Raw genomic sequence first — 24,846 nt, 5'->3', positions numbered from 1 at the left:
GAGCACGGAGACCCTGATGTCCTCTTTTAACGACATGATCAACAACATCACCCCGGACATCTACGAGAGCCTGAAACTGGCGGTGGAGATCGGCAAGTGGTCCGACGGTGGCAAACTCACTGCCGAACAGCGTGAGCTGTCGCTGCAGGCGATGATCGCCTGGGAAATCCAGAACCTGCCTGAAGATCAGCGCACCGGTTACATGGGCCCGCAAGAATGTGCGTCGAAATCGATCGAAGTGCCGAACATCCTGTTCAAATCGGACGCTATCCATTGATCGAGATTGGCCGCGGTGCAATCAGCAAAATGTCGGCACGCCTGGACGGGCCGAACGTGCAATACGCGTTTCGTCTGGATGACGTCGAGGTGCCGGTCAACCCAATGATCGGCAGCACGCTGCGTCTGGAATACCTGGGGGCGATTCATTGCACCCATTGCGGGCGCAAGACCAAAACCAGTTTCAGCCAGGGTTACTGCTACCCGTGCATGACCAAACTGGCGCAGTGCGACATCTGCATCATGAGCCCGGAGCGCTGCCACTTCGAGGCCGGCACCTGCCGCGAGCCTGAGTGGGGCGAGAAGTTCTGCATGACCGATCATGTGGTGTATCTGGCCAACTCGTCGGGCATCAAGGTCGGTATCACCCGCGCCACGCAGCTGCCGACCCGCTGGCTGGATCAGGGCGCGAGTCAGGCGCTGCCGATCATGCGCGTCGCCACGCGCCAGCAGTCCGGCTTCGTCGAAGACCTGTTTCGCAGCCAGGTGGCGGACAAAACCAACTGGCGCGCGTTGCTCAAGGGCGATGCGGCACCGGTGGATCTGGCTCAGGTGCGCGATCAACTGTTTGAAAGCTGCGCCGAAGGCTTGCAAGGTCTGCAACAGCGATTCGGCCTACAAGCAATTCAGACGATTGCCGATGTAGAACCTCTCGAAATCCGCTATCCGGTCGAGCAATACCCGGCCAAAATCGTCAGCTTCAACCTGGACAAGAACCCGATTGCCGAAGGCACGCTGCTGGGGATCAAGGGCCAATACCTGATCTTCGACACTGGCGTGATCAACATTCGTAAGTACACGGCCTATCAGCTCGCCGTGCATCAATAAGGATTCCAGCATGCGCACCGAACAACCGAAGATGATTTACCTGAAGGACTATCAGGCGCCGGAATACCTGATCGACGAGACGCACCTGACCTTCGAATTGTTCGAGGACCACAGCCTGGTCCACGCGCAACTGGTGATGCGCCGCAACCCTGAGCGCGGCCCGGGCTTGCCGCCGCTGGTGCTCGACGGCCAGCAACTGGAGCTGCTGTCGGTGACCCTGGCCGACCGGGAACTGGGCGCCGGCGACTATCAGCTGACGGAAAACACCCTGACCCTGCAGCCGGCCAGCACCAGCTTCACGGTAGACACCAGCGTCCGGATCCACCCGGAAACCAACACCGCGCTGGAAGGCCTGTACAAGTCCGGCACGATGTTCTGCACCCAGTGCGAGGCCGAAGGCTTCCGCAAAATCACCTATTACCTCGACCGCCCGGACGTGATGAGCAAGTTCACCACCACGGTGGTCGCCGAGCAGCACAGCTATCCGGTGCTGCTGTCCAATGGCAACCCGATCGCCTCGGGTCCGGGCGAAGACGGCCGGCACTGGGCGACCTGGGAAGACCCGTTCATGAAACCGGCGTATCTGTTCGCGCTGGTGGCCGGTGACCTGTGGTGCGTCGAAGACACGTTCACCACCATGACCCACCGCAACGTCGCGCTGCGCATCTATGTCGAGCCGGAAAACATCGACAAGTGCCAGCACGCGATGAACAGCCTGAAGAAGTCGATGCGCTGGGACGAGGAGGTCTACGGTCGCGAGTACGATCTGGACATCTTCATGATCGTCGCCGTGAACGATTTCAACATGGGCGCGATGGAGAACAAGGGCCTCAACATATTCAACTCCAGCGCCGTACTGGCCCGCGCCGAAACCGCCACCGACGCCGCGCACCAGCGGGTCGAGGCAATCGTCGCCCACGAATACTTCCACAACTGGTCGGGCAACCGCGTGACCTGCCGCGACTGGTTCCAGCTGTCGCTGAAAGAAGGCTTCACCGTGTTCCGTGATTCCGGCTTCTCTGCCGACATGAACTCGGCCACGGTCAAGCGCATTCAGGACGTCGCCTATCTGCGTACCCACCAGTTCGCCGAAGACGCCGGCCCGATGGCCCACGCGGTGCGCCCGGACAGCTTCATCGAGATCTCCAACTTCTACACCCTGACCGTGTACGAAAAGGGCTCGGAAGTGGTCGGCATGATCCACACCCTGCTGGGCGCCGACGGCTTCCGCAAGGGCAGTGACCTGTACTTCGAACGCCACGACGGCCAGGCCGTGACCTGCGACGATTTCGTCAAGGCCATGGAAGACGCCAACGGTGTCGACCTGACCCAGTTCAAGCGCTGGTACAGCCAGGCCGGCACACCGCGTCTGGCGGTGAGCGAGTCCTACGACGCGGCCGCGAAAACCTACAGCCTGACCTTCCGCCAGAGCTGCCCGGAAACCCCGGACAAGGTGGAAAAACTTCCGTTCGTGATCCCGGTCGAACTGGGCCTGCTCGACCGCCAGGGTAACGAGATTGCCCTGCGTCTGGCCGGAGAAGCGGCGGCGCAAGGCCCCAGCCGCGTGATCTCGGTGACCGAAGCCGAGCAGACCTTCACCTTCGTCGACATCGCCGAACACCCGCTGCCATCGCTGCTGCGCGGCTTCTCGGCGCCAGTGAAACTGAGCTTCCCGTACAACCGCGACCAGTTGATGTTCCTGATGCAGCACGACAGCGACGGCTTCAACCGCTGGGATGCCGGTCAGCAATTGTCGGTGCAGGTCCTGCAGGAGCTGATCGCCCAGCAGCAGAAGGGCGAGAGCCTGGCGCTCGATCCGCGGTTGATCTCGGCACTGAAAACCGTGCTGTCCGACGAGTCGCTGGATCAGGCCATGGTCGCCGAAATGCTCTCGCTGCCAAGCGAAGCCTACCTGACCGAAATCAGCGACGTGGCTGACGTCGAGGCGATTCATAACGCTCGCGAATTTGCCCGCAAGCAACTGGCGGACAACCTGTTCGAAGCGCTGTGGCTGCGTTACCAGGCCAACCGCGACCTGTCCAGGCAAACGCCGTACGTGGCCGAGGCCGAGCATTTCGCCCGTCGTGCGTTGCAGAACATTGCGCTGTCGTACCTGATGCTCAGCGGCAAACCAGAAGTGCTGGCCGCCGCCCTTGAGCAATTCGAAACCAGCGACAACATGACCGAGCGCCTGACCGCGCTGGCCGTGCTGGTCAACTCACCGTTCGAAGAGCAGAAAGCCCTGGCGCTGGCGAGCTTCGCCGAGCACTTCAAGGACAACCCGCTGGTCATGGATCAGTGGTTCAGCGTGCAGGCCGGCAGCACCTTGCCGGGCGGTCTGGAGCGCGTGAAAGCCTTGATGCAGCACAAGGCGTTCAACATCAAGAACCCGAACAAGGTGCGCGCACTGGTTGGCGCGTTTGCCGGGCAGAACCTGATCAACTTCCACGCCGCCGACGGTTCGGGCTACCGCTTCCTCGCGGACCTGGTGATCGAGCTGAACGGCTTCAACCCGCAGATCGCTTCGCGCCAACTGGCGCCGCTGACCCGCTGGCGCAAATACGACACTGCGCGGCAGGCGTTGATGAAGGCCGAGCTGGAGCGGATTCTGGCTTCGGGGCAGCTGTCGAGTGACGTGTACGAAGTGGTGAGCAAAAGCCTGGCTTAACGCGTAACGAAAGGTGGGAGCCGGTTTGCTCCCACAGTTTTTTTGCGTCGTTCACAAATCTCTGTAGGAGCTGCGGCACGCTGCGATCTTTTGATTCTGATCTTGAAAAATCAAAGTCAAAAGATCGCAGCGTGCCGCAGCTCCTACAGGTTATTGCGTTATTTCAGATCAAACCGATCCAGCTCCATCACTTTGGCCCACGCCGCCACGAAGTCCTTCACGAACTGATCGTTCGCATCAGCACTCGCATACACCTCGGCCAGCGCCCGCAGGATCGCGTTGGAACCAAACACCAGATCGACCCGCGTCGCCGTCCATTTCACGCTGCCGGTTTTGCGGTCGCGTCCTTCGAACTCGTCCGCCGCCGGTGATGTCGGTTTCCACTCCACGCCCATGTCCAGCAAGTTGCTGAAGAAGTCGTTGGTCAGCGCTTCCGTGCGAGAGGTGAACACACCATGACGACTTTGCCCGACGTTGGCCCCCAATACCCGCAGACCACCGAGCAGCACGGTCATTTCCGGTGCGGAGAGGGTCAGCAGTTGGGCTTTGTCGATCAGCAGCGCTTCGGCCGACACCGTGTACTTGCCCTTGCTGTAGTTGCGGAAACCATCGGCGATCGGTTCGAGGAAACCAAACGACTCGACATCGGTTTGTTCCTGAGTCGCATCGGTGCGCCCTGGATTGAACGGAACGGACACCGAGTGCCCGGCGTTTTTCGCCGCTTGCTCGACCCCGGCGTTACCCGCCAGCACGATCAGGTCCGCCAGTGAGACTTTCTTCCCGGATGAGCCGGCATTGAACTCGTTCTGAATGCCCTCGAGGGTTTTCAGCACCTTGTCCAGTTGCTCCGGCTGGTTGGCCTGCCAGAACTTCTGCGGAGCCAGACGCAGCCGACCGCCGTTGGCCCCACCACGCTTGTCCGAACCACGGAAGGTGGATGCTGCGGCCCACGCGGTGGAGACCAGTTGCGACACCGTCAGGCCGGACGCCAGCACTTTGCTTTTCAGCGCCGCCGCGTCGTTGCTGTCGATAAGCGGGTGAGTGGCATCGGCAATCGGGTCCTGCCACAGCAGTTCCTCGTTGGGCAATTCCGGGCCGAGGTAGCGCGAGAGCGGGCCCATGTCACGGTGGATCAGTTTGTACCAGGCGCGGGCGAAGGCGTCGGCCAGTTGCTCCGGGTTGGCCAGGAAACGCCGGGCGATCGGCTCGTAGATCGGGTCGAAACGCAGGGCCAGGTCGGAGGTGAGCATGGTGGGTGAGAGTTTCTTGCTCGGGTCGTGCGCATGCGGAACGGTACCGGCGCCGGCACCGTTTTTCGGTTTCCACTGGTGCGCACCGGCCGGGCTCTTGAACAATTCCCACTCGAAGCCGAAGAGGTTTTCCAGGTAGTTGTTGCTCCATTGGGTCGGGGTGGTGGTCCAGGTCACTTCCAGGCCGCTGGTAATGGTGTCGGCACCCTTGCCGGTGCCGAATGCGTTGCGCCAGCCGAGGCCCTGTTCTTCCAGCCCGGCCGCTTCCGGCTCCGGCCCGACATTGTCGGCAGGGCCGGCACCGTGGGTCTTGCCGAAGGCGTGACCGCCGGCGATCAGCGCCACGGTTTCTTCGTCGTTCATGGCCATGCGGGCGAAGGTTTCGCGGATGTCGCGACCCGAAGCGACCGGATCAGGATTGCCTTCAGGGCCTTCCGGGTTGACGTAAATCAGGCCCATCTGCACCGCGGCCAGCGGGTTTTCCAGATTGCGTTCGCCCTGATCGGTGCGGCTTTCCTCTTTGCCATGTAGATCCGGTTCGGCCACCAGCGTGCCGTCACCGGGTTCCTGCATGGCGGCCTTGTCTTTGCCGTAACGGCTGTCGCCGCCGAGCCATTCGCGTTCTGAGCCCCAGTACACGTCTTCGTCCGGTTCCCAGACATCGGGACGACCACCGGAGAAACCGAAGGTCTTGAAGCCCATCGATTCCAGCGCGACGTTGCCGGTGAGCACGATCAGGTCGGCCCAGGAAATGTTTCGCCCATATTTCTGTTTGATCGGCCACAGCAGGCGCCGCGCCTTATCGAGGCTGACGTTGTCCGGCCAGCTGTTGAGCGGGGCGAAACGCTGTTGCCCGGAACCGGCGCCCCCACGACCATCGGCGGTTCGATAGGTGCCGGCGCTGTGCCAGGCCATGCGGATGAACAGCGGGCCGTAGTGGCCGAAGTCGGCGGGCCACCAGTCCTGGGAGTCGGTCATCAGCGCGCGCAGGTCCTGTTTCAGCGCCTGGAAGTCCAGGCTTTTGAAGGCTTTGGCGTAGTCGAAGTCCTTGCCCAGCGGGTCGGACTTGGGCGAGTGCTGGCTGAGGATCTTCAGGTTCAGTTGATTCGGCCACCAGTCACGGTTCGTCGTACCACCACCGGCGGCGTGGTTGAACGGGCATTTCGATTCGTTTGCCATGTTCGGGTCCTTATCAGGTCTTCTGTGGCCGGCTCGTGCCGACTTCGGACTAGTAAGGCTAGACCCGACTCGGGCAGTCAGCTAATAGGCCGACTATTGGGGGCTGATAGCCATAGTCTTTCAGCGTTTTCATGCCGTTGTGCAGGCTGGAAAACCCTCTGAGCGAAGCCGCAGATCCGCGTCCTTGAGCGCTTGCTGCAAGACGAATTGCAAGAATCGGGATGACAGAAAGAAATGTTATTGTATAACATAAAAAAGATTTCATTCTGTTTCTGCCGGCGTCATTAGCAAAACACCGGCAGCGATTCTTATTTTTTCTGCTCACGGAAGTTCTGAAATGCCTGCCCGTTCCCAGCCCCTTCAACGACGCCTGACTCCTCTGGCCGCCGCGCTGCTGATTGCCTCGCCGGTGTTCGCTGCCGAGCCGCTCGAGCTACAACCGCAAGTCATCACCGGTAATCCCTTGGGCAGCCAGACCTTGGCATCGCCCTCGACCGTGCTCAGTGGCGACGACCTCACGTTTCAGCAGAAGGGCAGCCTCGGTGAGACCCTGAACAAACAGCCCGGGGTGTCCTCGTCGTACTTCGGCCCGGGCGCGAGTCGGCCGATCATTCGCGGTCAGGACGGTGACCGCATTCGCATCCTGCGCAATGGCGTCGGTGCGCTGGACGCCTCGTCGCTGTCGTACGATCACGCGGTGCCGCTGGACCCGGTCAACGTCGAGCGTATTGAGATCGTCCGTGGCCCGGCGGCTCTGCTGTACGGCGGCAGCGCGATCGGCGGGGTGGTCAACACCTTCGATAACCGCATCCCCACCGAAGCCATCGACGGCATACACGGCGCCGGCGAGTTGCGCTACGGCGGCGCCGACACCACCCGCAGCAGCGCGGGGAAACTGGAGGCCGGCAACGGACAGTTCGCTTTGCACCTGGATGCCAGCGCTCGTGAGTTCAATGACCTGAAGATTCCCGGTTACGCCAAGACCGGCGCTGCACGCGCCAACGACGACGGCGATTCGCGCAAGCATCGTCTGGCCAACAGCGACGGTCGCCAGGACGGTGGTGCCGTCGGCGGTTCCTACATCTGGGATGACGGTTACGCCGGTTTGTCCTACAGCAATTACGATTCGAACTACGGCTCACCCGCCGAAGACGACGTGCGCATTCGCATGCAGCAGGAGCACTACGCGTTCGCCTCGGAAATCCGCAACCTCGACGGCCCTTTCAGCTCGATCAAACTCGACGCCGGCTACACCGATTACGAGCACCGGGAAATCGAGGGCGGCGAGGTCGGTACCACGTTCAAGAACAAGGGCTACGAAGCTCGGGTCGAGGCCAGGCATCAGCCACTGGGGCCGTTCAACGGGGTGATCGGCGCCCAGGTCAGCCGCAACGAATTCTCGGCGCTGGGTGAAGAAGCGTTCGTGCCGCATACCGATACCGATGCCGGCGCACTGTTCATTCTGGAAGAGTTACAAGCCACCGAGCGCCTGCTGTTCACCCTCGGCGGGCGACTGGAGCACACCACCGTCGATCCGGATGCCAAAGGCAACGAGCGTTTTGCCAACGCCGACCGCTCCAGCAGTTTCACCGCCGGCAGCCTGTCGTCCGGCGCGGTGTATACGCTGACGCCGATCTGGTCGGTCGCCGCGACCTTGGGCTACACCGAACGCGCGCCGACGTTCTATGAGTTGTACGCCAATGGTGCCCACGTCGCGACTGGCACCTATGAAGTCGGCGACGCCGGGCTGTCGAAAGAAAAAGCCGTGTCCAGCGACCTGGCGTTGCGCTTCGACAACGGCACGCACAAAGGCAGCGTCGGTGTGTTCTATAGCCATTTTTCGAACTACATCGGTCTGCTCGGCACCGGCCGTACACTCAATGATGAAGGGGAGGAGGACGCAGGGGGTATTCCCGAATACACCTACTCGGGCGTGCGCGCACGCTTCAGTGGTATCGAGGCGCAGGATCGCTGGACACTTGGCGAAAATGCCTACGGCAAGTTTGCCCTGGAGCTGTCAGGCGATTACACCCGCGCCAAGAACCTCGACACCGGCGAAGACCTGCCGCGCATCGCGCCACTGCGCTTGAACAGCGGTTTGCTGTGGGAACTGGATCGCTGGCAGGCGCGGATCGATATCGAACACGCCAGCTCGCAGCATCGTGTGCCGGCCAACGAAAGCAGCACCGATGGCTACACCACGCTGGGCGCCAATGTGGGCTATCACTTTGATGTCGGCCAGAGCAAATGGCTGGCCTTCGTCAACGCCGAGAACCTGACCAACCAGACCGTGCGCTACGCCAGTTCGATCCTGCGCGATATCGCGCCGGCAGAAGGGCGCAGCATTCAGGTGGGCTTGCGCACGACGTTCTGATTAGTTGACCTGTTAACACTCCCCCCTGTAGGAGCTGCCGCAGGCTGCGATCTGTTGATTTTGCTTAAAGATCGCAGCCTGCGGCAGCTCCTACGGGGAGTTTGTGATCAGCTCGATTGCGCGGTGTCGTCCTCCGGCACCGCATCCATCAAATCTTCCTGCCCCGGCAACTGAGTGATCACACTGAAATCCGTGACCTCCACTGCACCCAGCCCATAACCCGGCAAGTGGAACGAGAAGGCGGTCATCGTTGATCTGCGCTTGCTGCAGGATGACGTTGTTGCCGTCGAACTGATAGCGCTGGTTGAGCGGCGTGCGCTCTTTAATCAATGTCGCTATGGAATGGATTGGAAGTTGTTTAGTTCGAAAACGACTAAAGAACTGTCATTTCTGACAGTGCCCAATAGAGCTGACCGTAAATATATTGGTGGCAGGCTAACAGGCCTGATTAATCAAATAAAGGAATGGCAGATATGTCTAGTCGAGAAAAAGAAGTTGCTGATATTTTTAAGAATTCAACAGACTCTGGCACTTTCGTTGCTTATGTTGACGGGAGAAAATTTCTGAAAAGCAGTTCGGTCACTTTTCAAGTGGAACATTTGAATGAGTATCGGATTGGTGGAATCCACCAAAATGAAAACTGGGTATCTTTTTCAATTCTGAGCTCATTGGTCGGTGATGGTCCTCATGTCGTAGAGTATCCTTCTGGATCAATGATTTGGGATGCGATGACCGACGGTGTGTGGAATCCCGCTCAATACGGTTCGTCGGTTACTGTCACCTTTTTCAAGGGCCGTCATCGCGTAAAAGGTACCATTAACTTTGTATTGAGAGATGGGAGGAAAGTGACGGGGGAGTTTGATATCTCCAGACCTCTTTCTCAATAAACTGCTGTTGGTAGTCAGGTGCTACTGTAGGCTTTGATATGTTTATGTGAATCTCATATTAGTAAGCTTGTCTTCGGTAGCGTCTGCGTTAGTCGAGATGTTAATGGCCGTTCGCTTGATTGAGTTGAGCTGTTGTCGTGACTAATGTTGAGGGATTGACTATTTTCCGGGGAGGGCTAACTCGATTGCGCAGTGTCGTCCTCCGGCACCGCATCCATCAAATCCTCCTGCCCCGGCAACTGAGTGATCACACTGAAATCCGTGACCTCCACTGCACCCAGCCCATAACCCAGCAAGTGGAACGAGAAGGCCTTGCGCTGTTTTGGGTTGTCGAAACTGAAGTCCATCTCCAGCGGCTGATCCGCCGTGGCGACCATCTCCGTCGGCAGGCCCAGTTGCACGTCCTGTTCGAACTCCTTGGCCTTGAGCTGAATGTACGCCGCCTGCTGCGGATCCACGGAACGCACGGTCAGGCGCACGCGAGTGTGCGAGCCTTTGGGCATTTCCAGGTATTGCGCGCCGATCAGGTTGTCGGCCCAGTCATCGTTGATCTGCGCCTGCAGCGGGATGATGTTGTTGCTGCCGAACTGATAGCGCTGATTGAGCGGCGTGCGCAGCAGCGACAGGTCCAGCGCCATGGCGCGGGCGGCAATCTGCCGGGCGTGCTGGCTGCTTTCATTGCCCTTGAAGATGGCGCTGTCGGCGATGAAACCGGCGCTTTGGTAATAGCGGCAGCGGCGCGGCATGTCGCACTCGGAGAAGGTCCCCTGGCCGTTGTGGTAGCGCAGCTTGCCGTTGGTATAGGACATGATTTCGCGCCCGCTGTCGTAGTCGCGAAACAGCGAACGGCCGCTCAACACCGACGGCACCGGCAAGTCGAAATAGTCGAGGATCGACGCGCTCAGGTCGACATGGCCATACACCCCGGCATTCAGTCGCGGCAGTTGTGCCTGTTCCGGCGCCAGCGTCAGGTTGAAGCCCCAGGACGACGCCAGGCGAACGCCATCGATGCCGTGGGATTCGTCCGAGGTGATCACCACCAGTGTGTCTTTCAGCACGCCCTGGCGTTCGAGACCGCTGAGGAACTGCTCCAGCGCATCGTCGAGATAGCCGACGGCGGCCTGCTTCGGCGTGTCGTAACGCTCCAGGTATTCTTCCGGGGCGGAGTAGGGCTGGTGCGTGCCGACAGTCAGCAGGGTGAGCATCCACGGTTGCTTCTGCTTCTTCAGTTGGCCGACGTAATCCAGCGCGCCTTCGAAGAACGCCTTGTCATCCTTGCCCCACGGAAACTCCAGGTAGTTGGCGTTGGTGAACCATTCCAGGCCATGGGTCGCATCGAAACCGATGTGCGGCATGATCTTGTCTTTGGCCATGAAGCGCAGACCGGCGCCTTGCAGGTAATGCGTGCTGAAGCCGTGCTGGCGCAGCTGCGCCGGCAGACACGCCTGATTGCGTTCCTGCTGGGTGAGCATCTCCACGCCTTTGGGCGTGCCGTTGTTGAGTTTGTCGTAATCGCCACAGAGCATGGCGTACAGGCCGCGAATGGTCTGATGGGTATGCAGCACGTAATCCGGGGTGTTCATGCCGCGCTCGGCCCAGCGGCTGAGATTGGGCATCAGGTCTTCCTGATAACGGCTGCCAATGGCCTCGCGGTTGGCGCGGATGTAAGCGCCGGGAATGCCTTCCAGCGCGATGATCAGCACGTTGCGCGCCTGACCCGGTGCGGCCAGCAGCTTGTGTCCGTTGAGGTCCAGATCGGTCAGCCCGGCCATCTGCGGCGCGGGTTCTTCGACGTCACCGTCCAGCCATTCCTCGGCCTGCAACTGCAGATCGGCCACCTGCGAGGCGAGCAAATGATGCGGCAGGTTGTACAGGCGCCACGGGTCCTCATCGTTCGGCCACAGGTTCTGCGCGCCCCAGTGCGCGGCGAACAGCAGCGCCGGCGCGGCCCACACCGTGCGGGGCAGGGCAGGCGCGGGTTGGCCGCGATTGGCGAAACGGGTCACCAACCAGAGGCTCAGCGCCAACAGCAAGGCAATGCCCAACGCAGGATGGGCGAGGCCGCCACCGGTGGAGTTTTCCACGAACTGCGGGTCAATCAGGTAATGCAGGTCGGAAGGGTTCGGCAGTCGGCCGACGGCGCTCACCAGCTCGGCCGTCGCCACCGCCAGCAGCCCCCAGAACAGCAGCAACGGCAACGCCAGCCACCATGCACGGCGATGCAGCAACACCACCAGCAGGCTGCCGATCGCCAGGTCGGACAAATAGCCCAACGGCGATGACCAGCCCAACGCCGCGCGCAGGCACACCGGTACGATCAGTACCAGCAGCACCAGGGAAAAGAGGCGGGCGTGCGGCTGCCGCAACCAACGAAAAAGAACGCTCACAAAAAGACCTTCCAGCCATCAAATCGTCATAAAAGTGTGCGCGATGATACCAAGGGTGGGCTGCCGGATCGCCCTTTTAAACACCGGGCTGTTCTGCTTGCGCCAGCGCGGCACAAGACGTGAAACCGCGTCCGGTATACGTGTCAGCCCGATAGCGGCGAATGGACGGGGGTGATACCGACGGCAGATTTATTGTTTCAGACTGTTTAAGATTTGCCGTCGCAGGCACACGCTGGCCGCGTTTCTGGACAGGGTGGTGACCACTCAGTAGCATTCGAGCCCAACGGATTTTCCCTTTGCACGCCGCCCGGCGTGGATCTCTCAAGGAATCGGCATGCGCGACACCCCCAATGTCCAACAACGAACCGTCGTGACCCTGGTCAACGGCGAGATTCACCGTGAAACCCAGGTCAGTTTCAGCTCGGTGTCGGTCATCAATGGCGAGGTTCGAGTGCATACCGCTGACGGCGATCGAATAGACGTTCAGGTGCCCGGGGCGGACTTCTCCCTGCGCTTTGATCTGGACGGGATGCAGCAAATTCCGCTGGCGCAACAGACGCCGGTTGAAACGGTGCCTGTCGATGACAGCCTGAAGTTGTTCACCGGGAAAACCGTGCTGATCACCGTCGGATTGTGGACGGTGGTCAATTGGGTGACGGGGTGGCTGGGGTTCTTCGCGGCGGTCGGTTATCTCGGCTATCGCTGGCGTCAGGTGCTCAAGCGCAAGCAGCAGTTGGCTGAGGTAAAAGCGCAGAAACCCGCACCTGTTTCCCGCTCGGGGATGTCCAGAGAAAGCGTGCGCAATGCATTGGCCCGCAAGCGCCCCTGAACGACGCGAAAAAAAACGGGGCGGCCTGATGATTCAGGCCGCCCCGTTTTTTATTACCGCTCAGTCAGATCAATGCATTTTGCTGTGATCGTGGCCTTGCATATTGGTCAGCGAACGGACTTCGGCTTTCACCTCAACGGTCTCTTTCTCGCCCTTGGCGTTTTCCACGGTCAGGGTCAGCGGCACGCTTTCACCTTCCTTGAGCTGGCCGTTCAGGCCCATCAGCATCACGTGGTAGCCGTTCGGGTCGAAGGTGACCGCTTTGCCGGCCGGCAGGTCGACTGACTTGACCGGGCCCATGCTCATCACGTCGTTCTTCATCGACATTTCGTGGATCTGCACATCTTTGGCCACCGGCGAGGCCACGCTCAGCAGTTTGCTGTCGCTGTCGGCGGTGACGGTCATGAATGCGCCGCTGGCCGATTGGGTCGGCACGGTCGCACGCACCCAGGCGTCGTCGACCTGGGTCTGGGCCGAGGCTTGAAACGCCAGGCCCAACAGGGACAGACCGAAAACGGCGCGTTTGATGTTGTTCAGAACGGGGTGCATCAGCAGACCTCCATAACGGTGAGCAAATCTTCCGTGCACTCTTGTGCCGAAAGCGATACAGACAGACCCATGCGCAGCTGGCCGCGCGAGTCGTAGACGTAACTGGTGGACGTGTGGGAGATGGTGTAGGTATCGCCCGCCGGCACTTTCTCGTAGAACACGTCGAATTCCTTGGCGGTGGCCTTGGTTTCTTCCAGCGTGCCGTACAGCGCGACGAAGCTCGGGTCGAAGGCTTTGACGTAGGCGTCGAGGATTTGCGGCGTGTCGCGTTCCGGGTCCAGGGTGATGAAGATCACCTGTAGACGGTCGCCGTCCTTGCCCATCAGCTTCTTGATTTGCGCCGCGCGGGCGAGGGTGGTCGGGCACACCGCCGGGCATTGGGTGAAGCCGAAGAAGATCATCGGCATCATGCCGCGGAAGCTCGACAGCGTCATGGTTTCGCCGTCGGTGTTCTTCAGTTTGAAGGTGCGTCCGAGGATCTTGTCACTCAGGTCCTTGCCGTACTTGTACGACAGTTGGCCACGGGTGTCGCAGCCGGTGAGCAGGCCCAGGCCCAGTACGCCCATTCCCGCAAGCACCTTGCGGCGAGTCAACAAAGCCGTCATCTAATACCGCCTTTTGCAGCCCGTCAGTCGGCAGGACTGGCGGGGGGTTAACCGTAAAAGCGGCGCATGATACCAAACTGAAGGCAACCGCCGGCCGCGGATCGCCGCGCAGCATAGGATCGGGCGACAAAAGGTGTAAGAAAAAGTGACGAGTGCCTACTGGACACTGACCTCATTGGTGCGCGAGCTGTCGATGCTGTTCGCGATCAGGCCCCGGCCATCCAGCGCGCCAGACCATGCCGCCCGCTGACCCCGAGTTTGGCGGTCGCACGCTTGAGGTAGGTCTCGACCGAGCTGCTCTTGACCCGTAGCTTCTCGGCCAGTTGTGGCACGGTGCCGCCGCTCAGCAGCCCGAGGCAGACCTCCTTCTCCCGGACCGACAAGACGATGCCGCCCAGCGCCAGACGTTCATCGAACACCTGCTGCAACGGCGCCTGCTCCAGGTCCGCCAGTGGCAGGCGCGGCTGTTTGGCGATGATCTGCCGACTGAGCTGCGCGTGGCGCTCGATCAGGGGCAGCAGGGTGTCGGACAGGCTTTTGAGAAACGACAGCTCCGGCAGGGAAAACACCCGTTGCGTATGCGGTCGATAGAACGAGATGACACAACGGCGGTTGGAGGTGCGAGACACCAGATTGCACTGGTGCACGCTGTGCTGCGGATGTCGGGGCTGGAGCGACGCTTTGAGTTGAATCAGCAGTGAGTCATTCATCTCGATCATCTTCTGCAACAGCGGATGATCGTCCGGGCGCAGCAACGAATCCGGCGCCGGGAAGGTCTGCGGCAGGCCGGCGCTGCCCAGCGCCTTGATCTCGACCACGCTGGCCTGGCGTTCGTCCAGCGTCCATTCGCTGAGATCGACGCGGTTGACCGGCACCAGCGTGTCGACCAACTGGAACAGGTTGCTGGCGAAATGATCATCGCCAGTGCTGGCAATCAGTTCCCCCAGTTGCCAGTAGAAATGCGGGTTTTCCATGTTGCGAATGCTGCCGGTCAGATTCATATCCTTATCATCCCTGGTTCCGAGTCATCACCGAGTCGTCTGCTTTTTATGTAAAAGCCGCCCACGCAATCGCCTCTCCTTGAAACTGATCCGGGGCGGGATTCAAGCCGATGGTTTTATCCCGCGTCGCAATCTCAGGGACAACGGGTTCAGGCAGCGGAGGTGGCGTGGTGTGGTGGGTGTCGTCGGGTGAATACATCCAGCGCATCAACGAGTGCCGGCCGCTGATCCCGAGTTTGATCGCGGCGCGTTTGAGGTAGCTTTCCACGGTATTGACCTTCAACTGCAACTGCTCGGCCAGCTCCGGCGCAGTGCGCCCGGCGAGCAGGCCGACGCACACCTCTGTCTCGCGATTGGACAGGCTCAGGCCCAATTGCTGCAGGCGTTCGCCGAAGCGCTGGCGCAGGTTGCCCAGGCCCGGTTGTGTGCCGTCGGCGTTGGGCGACTGATCGTGGGCGTTGGCCCGTACCGGTTGCAGGGCATGAATGTGTTTTTCGACCATCGGCAACAGCACCGGAGAAATATCCTCCAACAAGCTTCGCTCCTGGGCCGAGAAGCGCTGCGACTGATCGTTGCGATACACCGAGATCACATAGCGGTAACCGTCCTTGCGCCGGGTCAGGTGCAGTTGCGAGGCTTCGGCGCTGGCCGGGTGTAGGTCAGCCAGCTCGGCGGTGCGCGCGGCACTGTGCTCGGAGAACAACGTTTCGGCCAGCAGGGCCGGGTCTTTGCCGATGTCCGCCTGGCGGCGGTTCGCGGTGTGGCCCATCGGCTCAACGCGCAACTGGCGGATGTGCGTGGCGTCCACCGCGAGTTGAGTCTGGATCAGGTCATGCAACATCCGCGGGAAGTGCCGGCTGCCGGTGCTGGCGATGACTTTACCGATCTGAGGGAACAGGTGTGAGTTCATAAGCGTCATCCATGATTGACAGGTGAAACGATCCATTCCTGACCTTGCATCGACCGTGTTCCCTGGTCGACACAATGTCAGGAATTGGATCCTATCCTAGTACAACGTTTGGAAGACGGTTTAATGCAGGTGTTATTGGCTCATCACCTCATTCGAGCCTTTCCGGCGCCACCACCCACACGCTGCACGGCATTCTGTACAGCAGGTGTTCGACGGTGCTGCCGATCAGGCGGCCCAGGCCCCGATGAGCGACGCGGCCCATGACAATCATGTCGATGTCATACGCGTCGGCGTAGCTGGCGAGGACCTTGGCAGGATCGCCCATGATCATGTGCTGGTTTTCTGCCGGAATGTCGTTGCGCTCGGCCAATTCACGGAAGGCTTCGCCCTGGGCGTCGAACAGCAACTTGGCGGCGTTTGAGGAGAAGAACGCCGAGGCACGGTCGAAGCCGAATTCGGCGGCGCTGATCGAGGACAGGTCATGGGCGTAGATCACGTCGAGTTCAGCGTTGCACGAGCTTGCCAGTTTGCTGGCTTCGTACAGAATCCGGTCGTTGAGGCCTTTGTATTGACCGTCGCGATGGAACGGGTCGACCGCCGCGACAATCCGGCGCGGCAGGGCGTGTTGCACATGGCTGACGAAGTGCAGCGGCACCGGGCATTCACGCAGCAGGTGCACATCCAGCGGGGTGAACATCAGGCGCGACAGCAGCGATTCGTGATCCAGCGCCTTGATCAGCGCCGCCATCGGTTGTTCGCGCAGGTGGATGAGGATTTCCTGCAACGGCCGTTCGACCCAGACCACTTCCGTGGTGACGTGCACGCCAAGCTTGCGCAGCGGCCGGGCCTGATCTTCGAGCCATTGGTGATGGCGCTCGACGTAGCCCAGACGCATCTGCTCCAGCGCCTGTTCGTTGACCAGCCCGGCGGTGGCCAGGCCTTCCAGGTAGTCGAACGCGACGATGTGCAACGCTGCATCGGACGCCTTGGCCAGGGCGGCTGCGCGTTCGAAAGCCGGGCTGTTTTTCATCAGCGGCGACACCACCAGCATGAAACGCGATTGCTCAGACATGACAAATCTCCCGTGGTTGATCGCACACGCGACGCGAAAAGGCGACGCTGTGTTCGGGCCGTGAGCCTTGCGCCCATCGTGGCGCTGGCGCCGGGGGGCGGCTTGATATTTGTCAAAGGGAGGCGTTGCCGCCGCCGGTGACCGGACGCGCGGTCTGTGTTGGCTGGGCTGGCCCCTTCGCGAGCAAGCTCGCTCCTACAGTTTTACTGCGATGAACACACTTCTCGCACCCGCCACAGATCCAATGTAGGAGTGAGCCTGCTCGCGATAGCGGTGGGGCAGCCAGTGCAGATGTTGACTGGACTGGCCTCTTCGCGAGCAGGCTCACTCCTACAGTTTTACTGCGGTGAACACACTTCTCGCGTCCGCCGCAGATCCAATGTAGGAGCGAGCCTGCTCGCGATAGCGGTGGGGCAGTCAGTGCAGATGTTGACTGGGCCGGCCTCTTCGCGAGCAGGCTCACTCCTACAGGTTTACTGCGGTGAATGCTCTTCTCACGTCCGCCGCAGATCCAATGTAGGAGCGAGCCTGCTCGCGATAGCGGTGGGGCAGTCAGTGCAGATTTTGGCTGGGCTGGCCTCTTCGCGAGCAGGCTCACTCCTACAGTTTTACTGCGGTGAACACACTTCTCGCGTCCGCCGCAGATCCAATGTAGGAGCGAGCCTGCTCGCGATAGCGGTGGGGCAGTCAGTGCAGATGTTGACTGGGCCGGCCTCTTCGCGAGCAGGCTCACTCCTACAGTTTTACTGCGATGAACACACTTATCGCACCCGCCGCAGATCCAATGTAGGAGTGAGCCTGCTCGCGATAGCGGTGGGGCAGCCAGTGCAGATGTTGACTGGGCTGGCCTCTTCGCGAGCAGGCTCGCTCCTACAGGTTTACTGCGATGAACACACTTCTCGCGTCCGCCGCAGATCCAATGTAGGAGTGAGCCTGCTCGCGATGGCGGTGGGGCAGCCAGTGCAGCTGTTGGCTGGGCTGGCCTCTTCGCGAGCAGGCTCACTCCTACAGTTTTACTGCGATGAACACACTTCTCGCACTCGCCACAGATCCAATGTAGGAGTGAGCCTGCTCGCGATGGCGGTGGGTCAGTCAGTGCAGCTGTTGACTGGACTGGCCCCTTCGCGAGCAGGCTCGCTCCTACAGTTTTACTGCGATGAACACACTTATCGCACCCGCCGCAGATCCAATGTAGGAGTGAGCTTGCTCGCGAATGCGGTGGGTCAGTCAGTGCAGATGTTGACTGGACTGGCCTCTTCGCGAGCAGGCTCACTCCCACAGTTTTACTGCGATGAACACACTTATCGCACCCGCCGCAGATCCAATGTAGGAGTGAGCCTGCTCGCGATAGCGGTGGGTCAGCCAGTGCAGATGTTGGCTGGGCTGGCCTCTTCGCGAGCAGGCTCACTCCTACAGTTTTTACAGTGGTGCACACACTTCTCACGCCCGCCACAGATCCAATGTAGGAGTGAGCCTGCTCGCGATAGCGGTGGGTCAGTCACTGCAGATGTTGACTGGGCAGGCCTCTTCGCGAGCAGGCTCACTCCTACAGGTTTTACAGTGGTGCACACACTTTCAGCACCCGCCACAGATTCCGTGTGGGAGCGAGCTTGCTCGCGAATGCGGTGGCGCAGTCGGTGCAGATGTTGGCTGGAATGCGCTCTTCGCGAGCAGTGCGGCGGGCTGATTCATGGATTATTGACCATTATCAATTTCGGGACCGTGATGGCGGCGCAGTCTTGATGACGACTCAAGCTGCGACTCGCTCGGAGGAATTGACCATGGCCACCATGAAAGCGGCGATCTTCGTCGAAAAGAACCGCATTGTGCTCGAAGACAAACCTATTCCGGAGGTCGGGCCACTGGATGCGCTGGTCCGTGTCACCACCACGACCATCTGCGGCACTGACATACACATTCTGCGCGGCGAATACCCGGTAGCCAAAGGGCTGACCATCGGTCACGAGCCGGTGGGCGTCATCGAACGGCTGGGTTCGCAAGTGCGTGGCTTCGTTGAAGGGCAGCGGGTGATTGCCGGGGCCATCACCCCCAGCGGACAAAGTTACGCGTGCCTGTGTGGCTGTGGCTCGCAGGACGGCCCGGACACCCGCCACGGTTTCAAGGCGATTGGCGGCTGGAAGTTCGGCAACACCATCGACGGCTGTCAGGCCGAATACGTGCTGGTGCCGGACGCCTTGGCGAACCTGTGTCCGATCCCTGATGGCTTGAGCGACGAACAGGTGCTGATGTGCCCGGACATCATGTCCACCGGGTTTTCCGGGGCGGAGCGCGGGGAGATCAACATCGGTGACAGCGTCGCGGTGTTTGCCCTCGGGCCGATTGGCCTGTGTGCCGTGGCCGGTGCGCGGCTCAAGGGCGCGACCACGATCATCGGCGTCGATGCCGTGCCGGAGCGCATGAGCGTCGCACGGCGGCTGGGCGCGACCCACGTGGTCAACTTCAAGGATGGCGACGTGGTCGAGCAGATCATGGCCTTGACCGATGGCCGTGGCGTCGACGTGTCCATTGAAGCGCTGGGTACTCCGGGCACGTTCGAATCGGCATTGCGGGTGCTGCGTCCCGGTGGCCGCTTGTCGAGCCTGGGGGTGTATTCCAGCGACCTGCACATCCCGCTCGGTGCCTTCGCCGCTGGCCTGGGCGATTACAGCATCGTCTCGACCCTGTGTCCCGGAGGCAAGGAGCGCATGCGCCGCTTGATGGCGGTGGTGCAAAGCGGTGCGGTGGATCTGTCGCCGCTGGTAACCCATCGCTTCAAACTCGATGACATCGAGGCGGCGTATGAACTGTTTGCACACCAGCGTGACGGGGTCATGAAAGTGGCGATCACTCCTTGAACAACGGCTCTTTTTCGATTTGACGGAGGCTTTTCGATGAACATCGATATCAGTGCAACGGCGGTGCCGCACGGCTGGGTTGTGTCGCTGGATGATTGTCGTGTGTACTTCAATCAGTTGGAGGACGCTCAAGCATTTGTCAGCCGACTCAAGGCCCGCATCGACGCGCCACACCCCTGGCCGCAAGCAACTGAACGCAAAGTGTTTGCACTGCCGGCACCGGCCGGAGCTGTGGAGGCTGTCGCGGGCTGAATCCGATTGGCGCAGGGACGAGGCAAGGCAAATCGACGATGAATGAATCCCTTGGCATGATGGGGGCGGCGGCTGCCTTGGGCATTGGCATGCTCGTCGGTCTTGAGCGCGAACGTCACAAGGGTTCCGGAGAGCGTCGAGGCAGCGCAGGTTTGCGTACATTCGCGATCACCGCATTGCTGGGCTACGCCGCGATGGCGGTGGGGGCGGCGCTGTTGGTCGGGATTGTCGCGATCGGTTTGACGTTGCTGATCACCGTCGCCTATTGGCGCGGGCGCGATGACGATCCCGGCGTGACTAGCGAAGTGGCGCTGATCACCGTGCTCATACTGGGCGCGTTGTGCACCCGCTCTGCCGAACTGGCGGTCGCCATTGGCGTGGTGGTGGCGGGATTGCTGACGTATCGGGAAAAGCTGCATGACTTCGCGATCAGTCAGTTGAGCGAAACCGAAATGCGCGACGGCCTGGTCTTGCTGATTACCGCGCTGGTGGTCTTGCCGTTGACGCCGGACCGTTACATCGGGCCTTACGCCGCGATTAATCTGCGCACCATTTGCACCTTGACGGTGTTACTGATGCTGGTGGGGGCGGCCGGGCACATCGCCGTGCGGACGCTGGGCGTTCGTTACGGCTACGCCATCAGCGCCATCGCCTCCGGTTTCGCGTCCAGCACCGTGACCATTGCGACCATGGGCCATCGGGTCGCCCGGGAACCGGCGAATCTACGGGTCCTCAGCGCGGCGGCGCTGCTGTCCAATCTGGCGACCATGATTCAGACCGGGCTGATTCTCGCCGCAGTCGATCCAGCCTTGTTGCGCAACATGTGGCTGCCGTTAATGGCCGGCAGTATTGCTACGCTGATTTACAGCGCCTGTCTGATGTTTCCCCGGCCGACCCGAGGGGCTGCCGAGACGATGTCGGTGGGCGGCGCATTCAATCCGAAACTTGCCGTGGTCGTTGCCTTGACCATGACGGCGATCACCCTGGTGTCGTCGGCAATGCTCAGTCACTTTGGTCAGGTGGGTGTGATGCTCACCGCCACCTTCAGCGGATTTGCCGATGCCCACGCCTCGACCGCGTCTATCGCCGGGCTGGCCAAGGCCGGTCTGTTACCGGTGGAGGCGATTGTCGGTCCCGCCCTGATCGCGATCAGCAGCAACTCGCTGAGCAAATGCGTGGTGGCCTGGGTCAGCGGTGGCCGGCGTTTCGCCGCTTATGTGATTCCCGGGCAGGTGCTGCTGACCCTGGCGATGTGGGCCGGCAGCTTGTGGTACTGAAACAGCGGCGGCGAGGGTTCGATGTTGGCCTCGGGGCGTGTCATGCAGAGCTGATCAAGATCAACTCGCCGGCGGCAGGAACGCGCAATCTGGAACCCTGTTCACTCGATCCAGATGGCCATCGTGCCGAGGTGCCCCATGTCGCAGACTTCGCGTTTACTGTTGATCGCTCCCCCAGCCATGACCCACACACCGGCGTTCGAACGTGCCGCTGCGCTGGCAGTCGCCATGCAACTGCCGTTGCACATTGTCGCCTTCGACTATTTGCAGGCGCTGGCCGTGGTGGGCCTGTTCGCCCCCGAACAAGTCCGTCTGGCCCGAGACGGTTATCTGCGTACCCATCGCCAATGGCTGGCCGAACAGGCCGGCTTGCTCGCGCGCCATGGCATCGAGGTCACCAGCGAGGTGGTCTGGGTGCAACATCCGTATGAAGAAGTTCTGCAGTTCGTCAACGAGATGCCGCTGGCGCTGATCATCAAGGATGCGCAGCAGGAATCGGCATTGAAGCGGGTGTTTTACACGCCGCTGGATTGGCAGTTGCTGCGTGATTGCCCGGCGCCGGTGCATCTGGTCACCGATGACGTCCACCCACGGCCGCGCAATGTGCTGGCGATTATCGACGTGCTGCGCAGTGAGGATCAGGATCTGGTGTTCAACGATCAGATTGTGAAAGCTGCCACCCGGCTGGCCGAGCAATGTGATGCCCGGCTGGAGTTGCTGCATGTTTACGACTGGACGTCGGTGTACGCCACGGACATGGGTTATGGCGCGCTGCCCCTGGCCACCGGGATCTATGAATCTTTGGGCAGTGCGCAACACGAGGCGTTTGCGGCCCTGGCCGAACGCCATGGTGTGCCGCCGACCCACCGACACTTTGTCGAGGGGCCGCCGGTGTCGAGCATTTGCGAGTTCGCCGCAGAACATCACACCGACGTGATCGTGATGGGCACGGTGCAGCATCATGGTTTGAACAAGTTGTTGGGCACCACCGCCGAACAGATCCTGCACCGCGCGCCTTGCAGTGTGCTGGCGATCAAACCGGGACATACGCTGCAGTCGTGAAGGCAATCGCCCGGTGATGAGTCCTGACGGGCCCATCACCGGGCGATTTTTTACAGTTGAAGACGGTGTATGACCTGCCGGCTGTCGTCAGGATCATGATGGGTTTCGAAGTTCAGCGTCCGGGCCAGTTCACGCATCGGTTCGTTGCTGGCGACGTCGACCGAATACATCTGGTGAAAGCCGTTCTTGCGCGCCGCCTTGATCAGGTGCTCCATCAACAGCGTTCCCAGTCCCAGGTGCTGCCATTCATCGGCAACGGTCACGGCGCATTCACATTCATGCTCGCCGGTGGCGGCATAACGACTGATGCCGATTTCGATCAACTGGCCGTCTTCATGCACCAGCGCGATGAAGGCCGTGCGCTTCTTGTTATCGGTGTCCATCAGTTGGTCGAGCATCGCCGTGCCGGGTTCACTGATCTGCGCCAGAAAACGCATGTGCCGGGACTCGGGTGACAGGCGCTTGATGAAGGCGTATTCACGCTCACGGTCCTTTTCCGCCAACGGGCGGATCAACACGTGGCGTCCATCCTTGACGGCTTCAATCCAGTATTGCCCGGAGACTGCGGCGTACGCCGCCACGGCCCGATCATTGTGGTCTTTGACAGTAAGCATGGGGTAATCCTCCATCCGGTTTGAAAGGCTGACACGCGGTGACCAATTGCTCTTTCTTTCCTTTCTACGCCGTTGCCGGTGTCTGGATCTGATCTGGATCAGACACACGCGATGGCGCCACTGATTGGCTTGTGTTTGATGTAAATCAACGTCAGGCAGGGGGCCGCGAGCGCAGGCTGAAACCTTGCCGGCCTGTCAGCGCCGGTGCCGAGCGGAGGTGTGTGATGGGGCAATATCAACGTTTGCTGCTGGTCGCCGACCAGACACTGCATCAGTCGCCCGCCATGCTGCGCGCAATGGCACTGGCCAAGGCGAGCGGGGCTGCGCTGGATGTGCGGGCCTTTGTCGAACCGGTGCCGGTGGCGCACCTGTGGGAAGACAAGATCGATGAGGTCGACGCGCAACGCTATCTGCGCCGCTACCGACGCTGGATCGCCGATGAGGTCGAACGGCTCAACGGCCATGGCCTGAAGGTCACCGTGGACGTGGTGTTCACCACCCATCCGTTGCTGGAAATCCTCAAGACCGTGCAGACCCTCAAGCCCGATCTGCTGATCAAGGATGTGACGCTGGAGCCGGTGCTCAAACGGGTGTTCGTCACGCCGCTTGATTGCCACTTGCTGCGCGAATGTCCGGTCCCGGTGCACCTGGTCAATCAGATCCGATACGCCTTACCGCACCGAGTGGTGGCGGCAGTGGACCCGTTCGATCCGGCCACGCAGATCAACGGCTTGAACGACACCATCATCCAGACCGCCAATGCTCTGGCCCTGCAGTGCGATGCGCCGTTGCACCTGCTGTACGCTTACGACTTGTCGGCGGCGTTCAACGGTGATGCGCCGCTGGTCACCGGCGGCTGGAACGGCAACTTCGTCGAAGAGCTGCGCGAGTCCCTGCATCAGGCCTTCGTCACCCTGGCTGATCGCTACGGCGTGCCACCGGAGCGTCGGCATTTTGCCATGGGCTTGCCGGTGCCGGTGATCAGCGAGTTTGTCGAGCAATACCTGGCGGACGTGGTGGTGATGGGCACGGCGCATCGGGTCGGCATGGATCGCTTGATCGGCAGCAACACCGAGCGCGCGTTGTATTCAGTGCCGGGCAGCATTCTGGCGGTCAGACAATGCGGCGACGCTGGCTAGCGCTCGCCGGAGCAGGGATCAGCGAGGCGAGCGGTGGCAGCCGGCAAGCAATTGCTTGAGGCCGTCCATGTTCTGGATCCGGACGTTGCGGCCGCTGATTTCCACCAGCCCCTGATCGCGCAGGTGGGCGATGCCGCGGCAGATGGTTTCCAGGCGCAACCCGAGGTAGGAGCCGATTTCCTCGCGGCGCATTTTCAGCACGAAATCCTTGGAGGAATAGCCGCGGATGCTCAAGCGTTGCGACAGATTGAGCAGAAACGCCGCCAGCCGCTCATCCGAGTTCATGTTGCCCATCAGCATCAACATACTGTGGTCACGCACGATTTCACGGCTCAGCAACCGGTTGAGGTTGTGCTGCAGCGACGGCAGGTTCTGCGCGAGCTTTTCCAGGTGCGCAAAGTGGATCGGGCAGACCTCGCTGTCCTCCAGCGCAAAGGCGTTGCAGGCATGCTCGTCGGCGCTGATGGCGTCCAGCCCAAGCATCTCGCCCGGGATGTGAAACCCGGTGACCTGTTCACGCCCGTCGACTGACAGCATGCTGGTCTTGAACGAGCCGATCCGCACGGCGTACAGCGAACGCAGGGGATCGCCGGTGCGGTACAGCGCCGTGCCCTTTTTGACTTTGACCCGCTGCACGATCAGCGTGTCCAGACGCTCGACTTCCGCACCGTTCAAGCCGATCGGCAGACACAACTCCAGCACGCTGCAATTGGAGCACGCGGCCTTGAGATGCTGCGCGTGGAACGGAAGTACTTCTGACATGGGAGCTATTACGCCTCTGTGGGTGCATTGAGCATAGGTGTTGTGGGTTTCGGGCGCTGAGCTTATTCCG

21 protein-coding genes are annotated in these 24,846 nt (G+C 60.9%); 11 read left to right on the top strand and 10 right to left on the bottom strand.

All coding sequences use genetic code 11. From position 1 onward, the window contains the following. Nucleotides 1-16 precede the first annotated feature (16 nt). Genes KKQ10_RS08510 through pepN form a run of 3 tightly spaced genes read left to right on the top strand, consistent with a single transcriptional unit; the run spans nt 17 to nt 3,772 of the window. Nucleotides 17-277 (top strand): YeaC family protein, encoded by a 261-nt coding sequence (locus KKQ10_RS08510; protein ID WP_007919229.1) that lies wholly within the window; start codon nt 17-19, stop codon nt 275-277. Then, nucleotides 274-1,104, top strand: coding sequence for a DUF2797 domain-containing protein (locus tag KKQ10_RS08505; protein WP_215500815.1), 831 nt, complete (start codon nt 274-276; stop codon nt 1,102-1,104). The genes KKQ10_RS08510 and KKQ10_RS08505 overlap by 4 nt, the downstream gene beginning before the upstream one ends. A 10-nt stretch (nt 1,105-1,114) precedes the next feature. Next, a complete protein-coding gene (gene pepN, locus KKQ10_RS08500) occupies nt 1,115-3,772 on the top strand; it encodes an aminopeptidase N (protein WP_215500814.1) in 2,658 nt (885 codons plus the stop codon). A 158-nt stretch (nt 3,773-3,930) separates the two neighbouring features. Here pepN and katG read toward each other — a convergent pair whose 3' ends face one another. Further along, entirely contained in the window at nt 3,931-6,201 is a 2,271-nt protein-coding gene (gene katG, locus KKQ10_RS08495; RefSeq protein WP_215500813.1) for a catalase/peroxidase HPI, read from the bottom strand. Nucleotides 6,202-6,538: 337 nt separating this feature from the next. Here katG and KKQ10_RS08490 point away from each other — a divergent pair, with 337 nt between their 5' ends. After that, a complete protein-coding gene (locus KKQ10_RS08490; RefSeq protein WP_215500812.1) occupies nt 6,539-8,575 on the top strand; it encodes a TonB-dependent receptor in 2,037 nt (678 codons plus the stop codon). Between the two features lie 107 nt (nt 8,576-8,682). Here KKQ10_RS08490 and KKQ10_RS08485 read toward each other — a convergent pair whose 3' ends face one another. Further along, a complete protein-coding gene (locus tag KKQ10_RS08485) occupies nt 8,683-8,823 on the bottom strand; it encodes a hypothetical protein (protein WP_215500811.1) in 141 nt (46 codons plus the stop codon). A 225-nt stretch (nt 8,824-9,048) separates the two neighbouring features. Between KKQ10_RS08485 and KKQ10_RS08480 the strand changes: the two genes are divergently transcribed. After that, a complete protein-coding gene (locus KKQ10_RS08480) occupies nt 9,049-9,462 on the top strand; it encodes a hypothetical protein (RefSeq protein WP_215500810.1) in 414 nt (137 codons plus the stop codon). 176 nt (nt 9,463-9,638) lie between these two features. Here the strand turns inward: KKQ10_RS08480 and KKQ10_RS08475 are convergent, their stop codons facing one another. Then, a complete protein-coding gene (locus KKQ10_RS08475) occupies nt 9,639-11,849 on the bottom strand; it encodes an LTA synthase family protein (RefSeq protein WP_215500809.1) in 2,211 nt (736 codons plus the stop codon). A gap of 334 nt (nt 11,850-12,183) precedes the next feature. Here KKQ10_RS08475 and KKQ10_RS08470 point away from each other — a divergent pair, with 334 nt between their 5' ends. After that, nucleotides 12,184-12,678 carry a hypothetical protein gene (locus tag KKQ10_RS08470; protein WP_215500808.1) on the top strand — a complete coding sequence of 165 codons (495 nt, stop codon included), beginning with the start codon at nt 12,184-12,186 and terminating at the stop codon, nt 12,676-12,678. Nucleotides 12,679-12,747: 69 nt separating this feature from the next. Here the strand turns inward: KKQ10_RS08470 and KKQ10_RS08465 are convergent, their stop codons facing one another. The 5 genes from KKQ10_RS08465 to KKQ10_RS08445 form a co-directional block, all read right to left on the bottom strand. Then, entirely contained in the window at nt 12,748-13,227 is a 480-nt protein-coding gene (locus KKQ10_RS08465) for a copper chaperone PCu(A)C (protein ID WP_127651875.1), read from the bottom strand. After that, nucleotides 13,227-13,832 (bottom strand): SCO family protein, encoded by a 606-nt coding sequence (locus KKQ10_RS08460; protein WP_215500807.1) that lies wholly within the window; start codon nt 13,830-13,832, stop codon nt 13,227-13,229. The genes KKQ10_RS08465 and KKQ10_RS08460 overlap by 1 nt, the downstream gene beginning before the upstream one ends. Before the next feature lie 206 nt (nt 13,833-14,038). Then, nucleotides 14,039-14,833 (bottom strand): helix-turn-helix transcriptional regulator, encoded by a 795-nt coding sequence (locus KKQ10_RS08455; RefSeq protein ID WP_215500806.1) that lies wholly within the window; start codon nt 14,831-14,833, stop codon nt 14,039-14,041. A gap of 46 nt (nt 14,834-14,879) precedes the next feature. Continuing rightward, nucleotides 14,880-15,743 (bottom strand): helix-turn-helix transcriptional regulator, encoded by an 864-nt coding sequence (locus KKQ10_RS08450; RefSeq protein WP_215500805.1) that lies wholly within the window; start codon nt 15,741-15,743, stop codon nt 14,880-14,882. A 148-nt stretch (nt 15,744-15,891) separates the two neighbouring features. Further along, entirely contained in the window at nt 15,892-16,815 is a 924-nt protein-coding gene (locus KKQ10_RS08445; protein WP_215500804.1) for a universal stress protein, read from the bottom strand. Between the two features lie 1,781 nt (nt 16,816-18,596). Between KKQ10_RS08445 and KKQ10_RS08440 the strand changes: the two genes are divergently transcribed. The 4 genes from KKQ10_RS08440 to KKQ10_RS08425 all read left to right on the top strand — a co-directional run bounded on the left by KKQ10_RS08440 (nt 18,597) and on the right by KKQ10_RS08425 (nt 22,261). Further along, nucleotides 18,597-19,670, top strand: coding sequence for an NAD(P)-dependent alcohol dehydrogenase (locus KKQ10_RS08440; RefSeq protein ID WP_215500803.1), 1,074 nt, complete (start codon nt 18,597-18,599; stop codon nt 19,668-19,670). A gap of 36 nt (nt 19,671-19,706) precedes the next feature. Beyond that, nucleotides 19,707-19,922: a hypothetical protein gene (locus KKQ10_RS08435; protein ID WP_215500802.1), complete on the top strand. Its 216-nt coding sequence runs from the start codon at nt 19,707-19,709 to the stop codon at nt 19,920-19,922. Nucleotides 19,923-19,960: 38 nt separating this feature from the next. Further along, nucleotides 19,961-21,199 (top strand): MgtC/SapB family protein, encoded by a 1,239-nt coding sequence (locus KKQ10_RS08430; RefSeq protein ID WP_215500801.1) that lies wholly within the window; start codon nt 19,961-19,963, stop codon nt 21,197-21,199. A 138-nt stretch (nt 21,200-21,337) separates the two neighbouring features. After that, on the top strand, nt 21,338-22,261 hold the full coding sequence (locus KKQ10_RS08425) for a universal stress protein (protein ID WP_215500800.1): 924 nt from the start codon (nt 21,338-21,340) through the stop codon (nt 22,259-22,261). Nucleotides 22,262-22,311: 50 nt separating this feature from the next. Here KKQ10_RS08425 and KKQ10_RS08420 read toward each other — a convergent pair whose 3' ends face one another. Continuing rightward, nucleotides 22,312-22,875 carry a GNAT family N-acetyltransferase gene (locus tag KKQ10_RS08420; protein ID WP_127651884.1) on the bottom strand — a complete coding sequence of 188 codons (564 nt, stop codon included), beginning with the start codon at nt 22,873-22,875 and terminating at the stop codon, nt 22,312-22,314. Nucleotides 22,876-23,099: 224 nt separating this feature from the next. Between KKQ10_RS08420 and KKQ10_RS08415 the strand changes: the two genes are divergently transcribed. Beyond that, on the top strand, nt 23,100-24,014 hold the full coding sequence (locus KKQ10_RS08415; protein WP_127651885.1) for a universal stress protein: 915 nt from the start codon (nt 23,100-23,102) through the stop codon (nt 24,012-24,014). 18 nt (nt 24,015-24,032) lie between these two features. Here KKQ10_RS08415 and fnr read toward each other — a convergent pair whose 3' ends face one another. Beyond that, nucleotides 24,033-24,776, bottom strand: coding sequence for a fumarate/nitrate reduction transcriptional regulator Fnr (gene fnr / locus KKQ10_RS08410; RefSeq protein ID WP_215500799.1), 744 nt, complete (start codon nt 24,774-24,776; stop codon nt 24,033-24,035). Between the last annotated feature and the right edge of the window lie 70 nt (nt 24,777-24,846).

It is taken from the genome of Pseudomonas sp. MG-9 (assembly GCF_018729515.1).
In the GTDB taxonomy this organism is placed as follows: Bacteria; Pseudomonadota; Gammaproteobacteria; order Pseudomonadales; family Pseudomonadaceae; genus Aquipseudomonas; species Aquipseudomonas serboccidentalis.
Note: the sequence above shows the minus strand (reverse complement) of the source record. Positions and strands in the feature narration are given on the sequence as shown.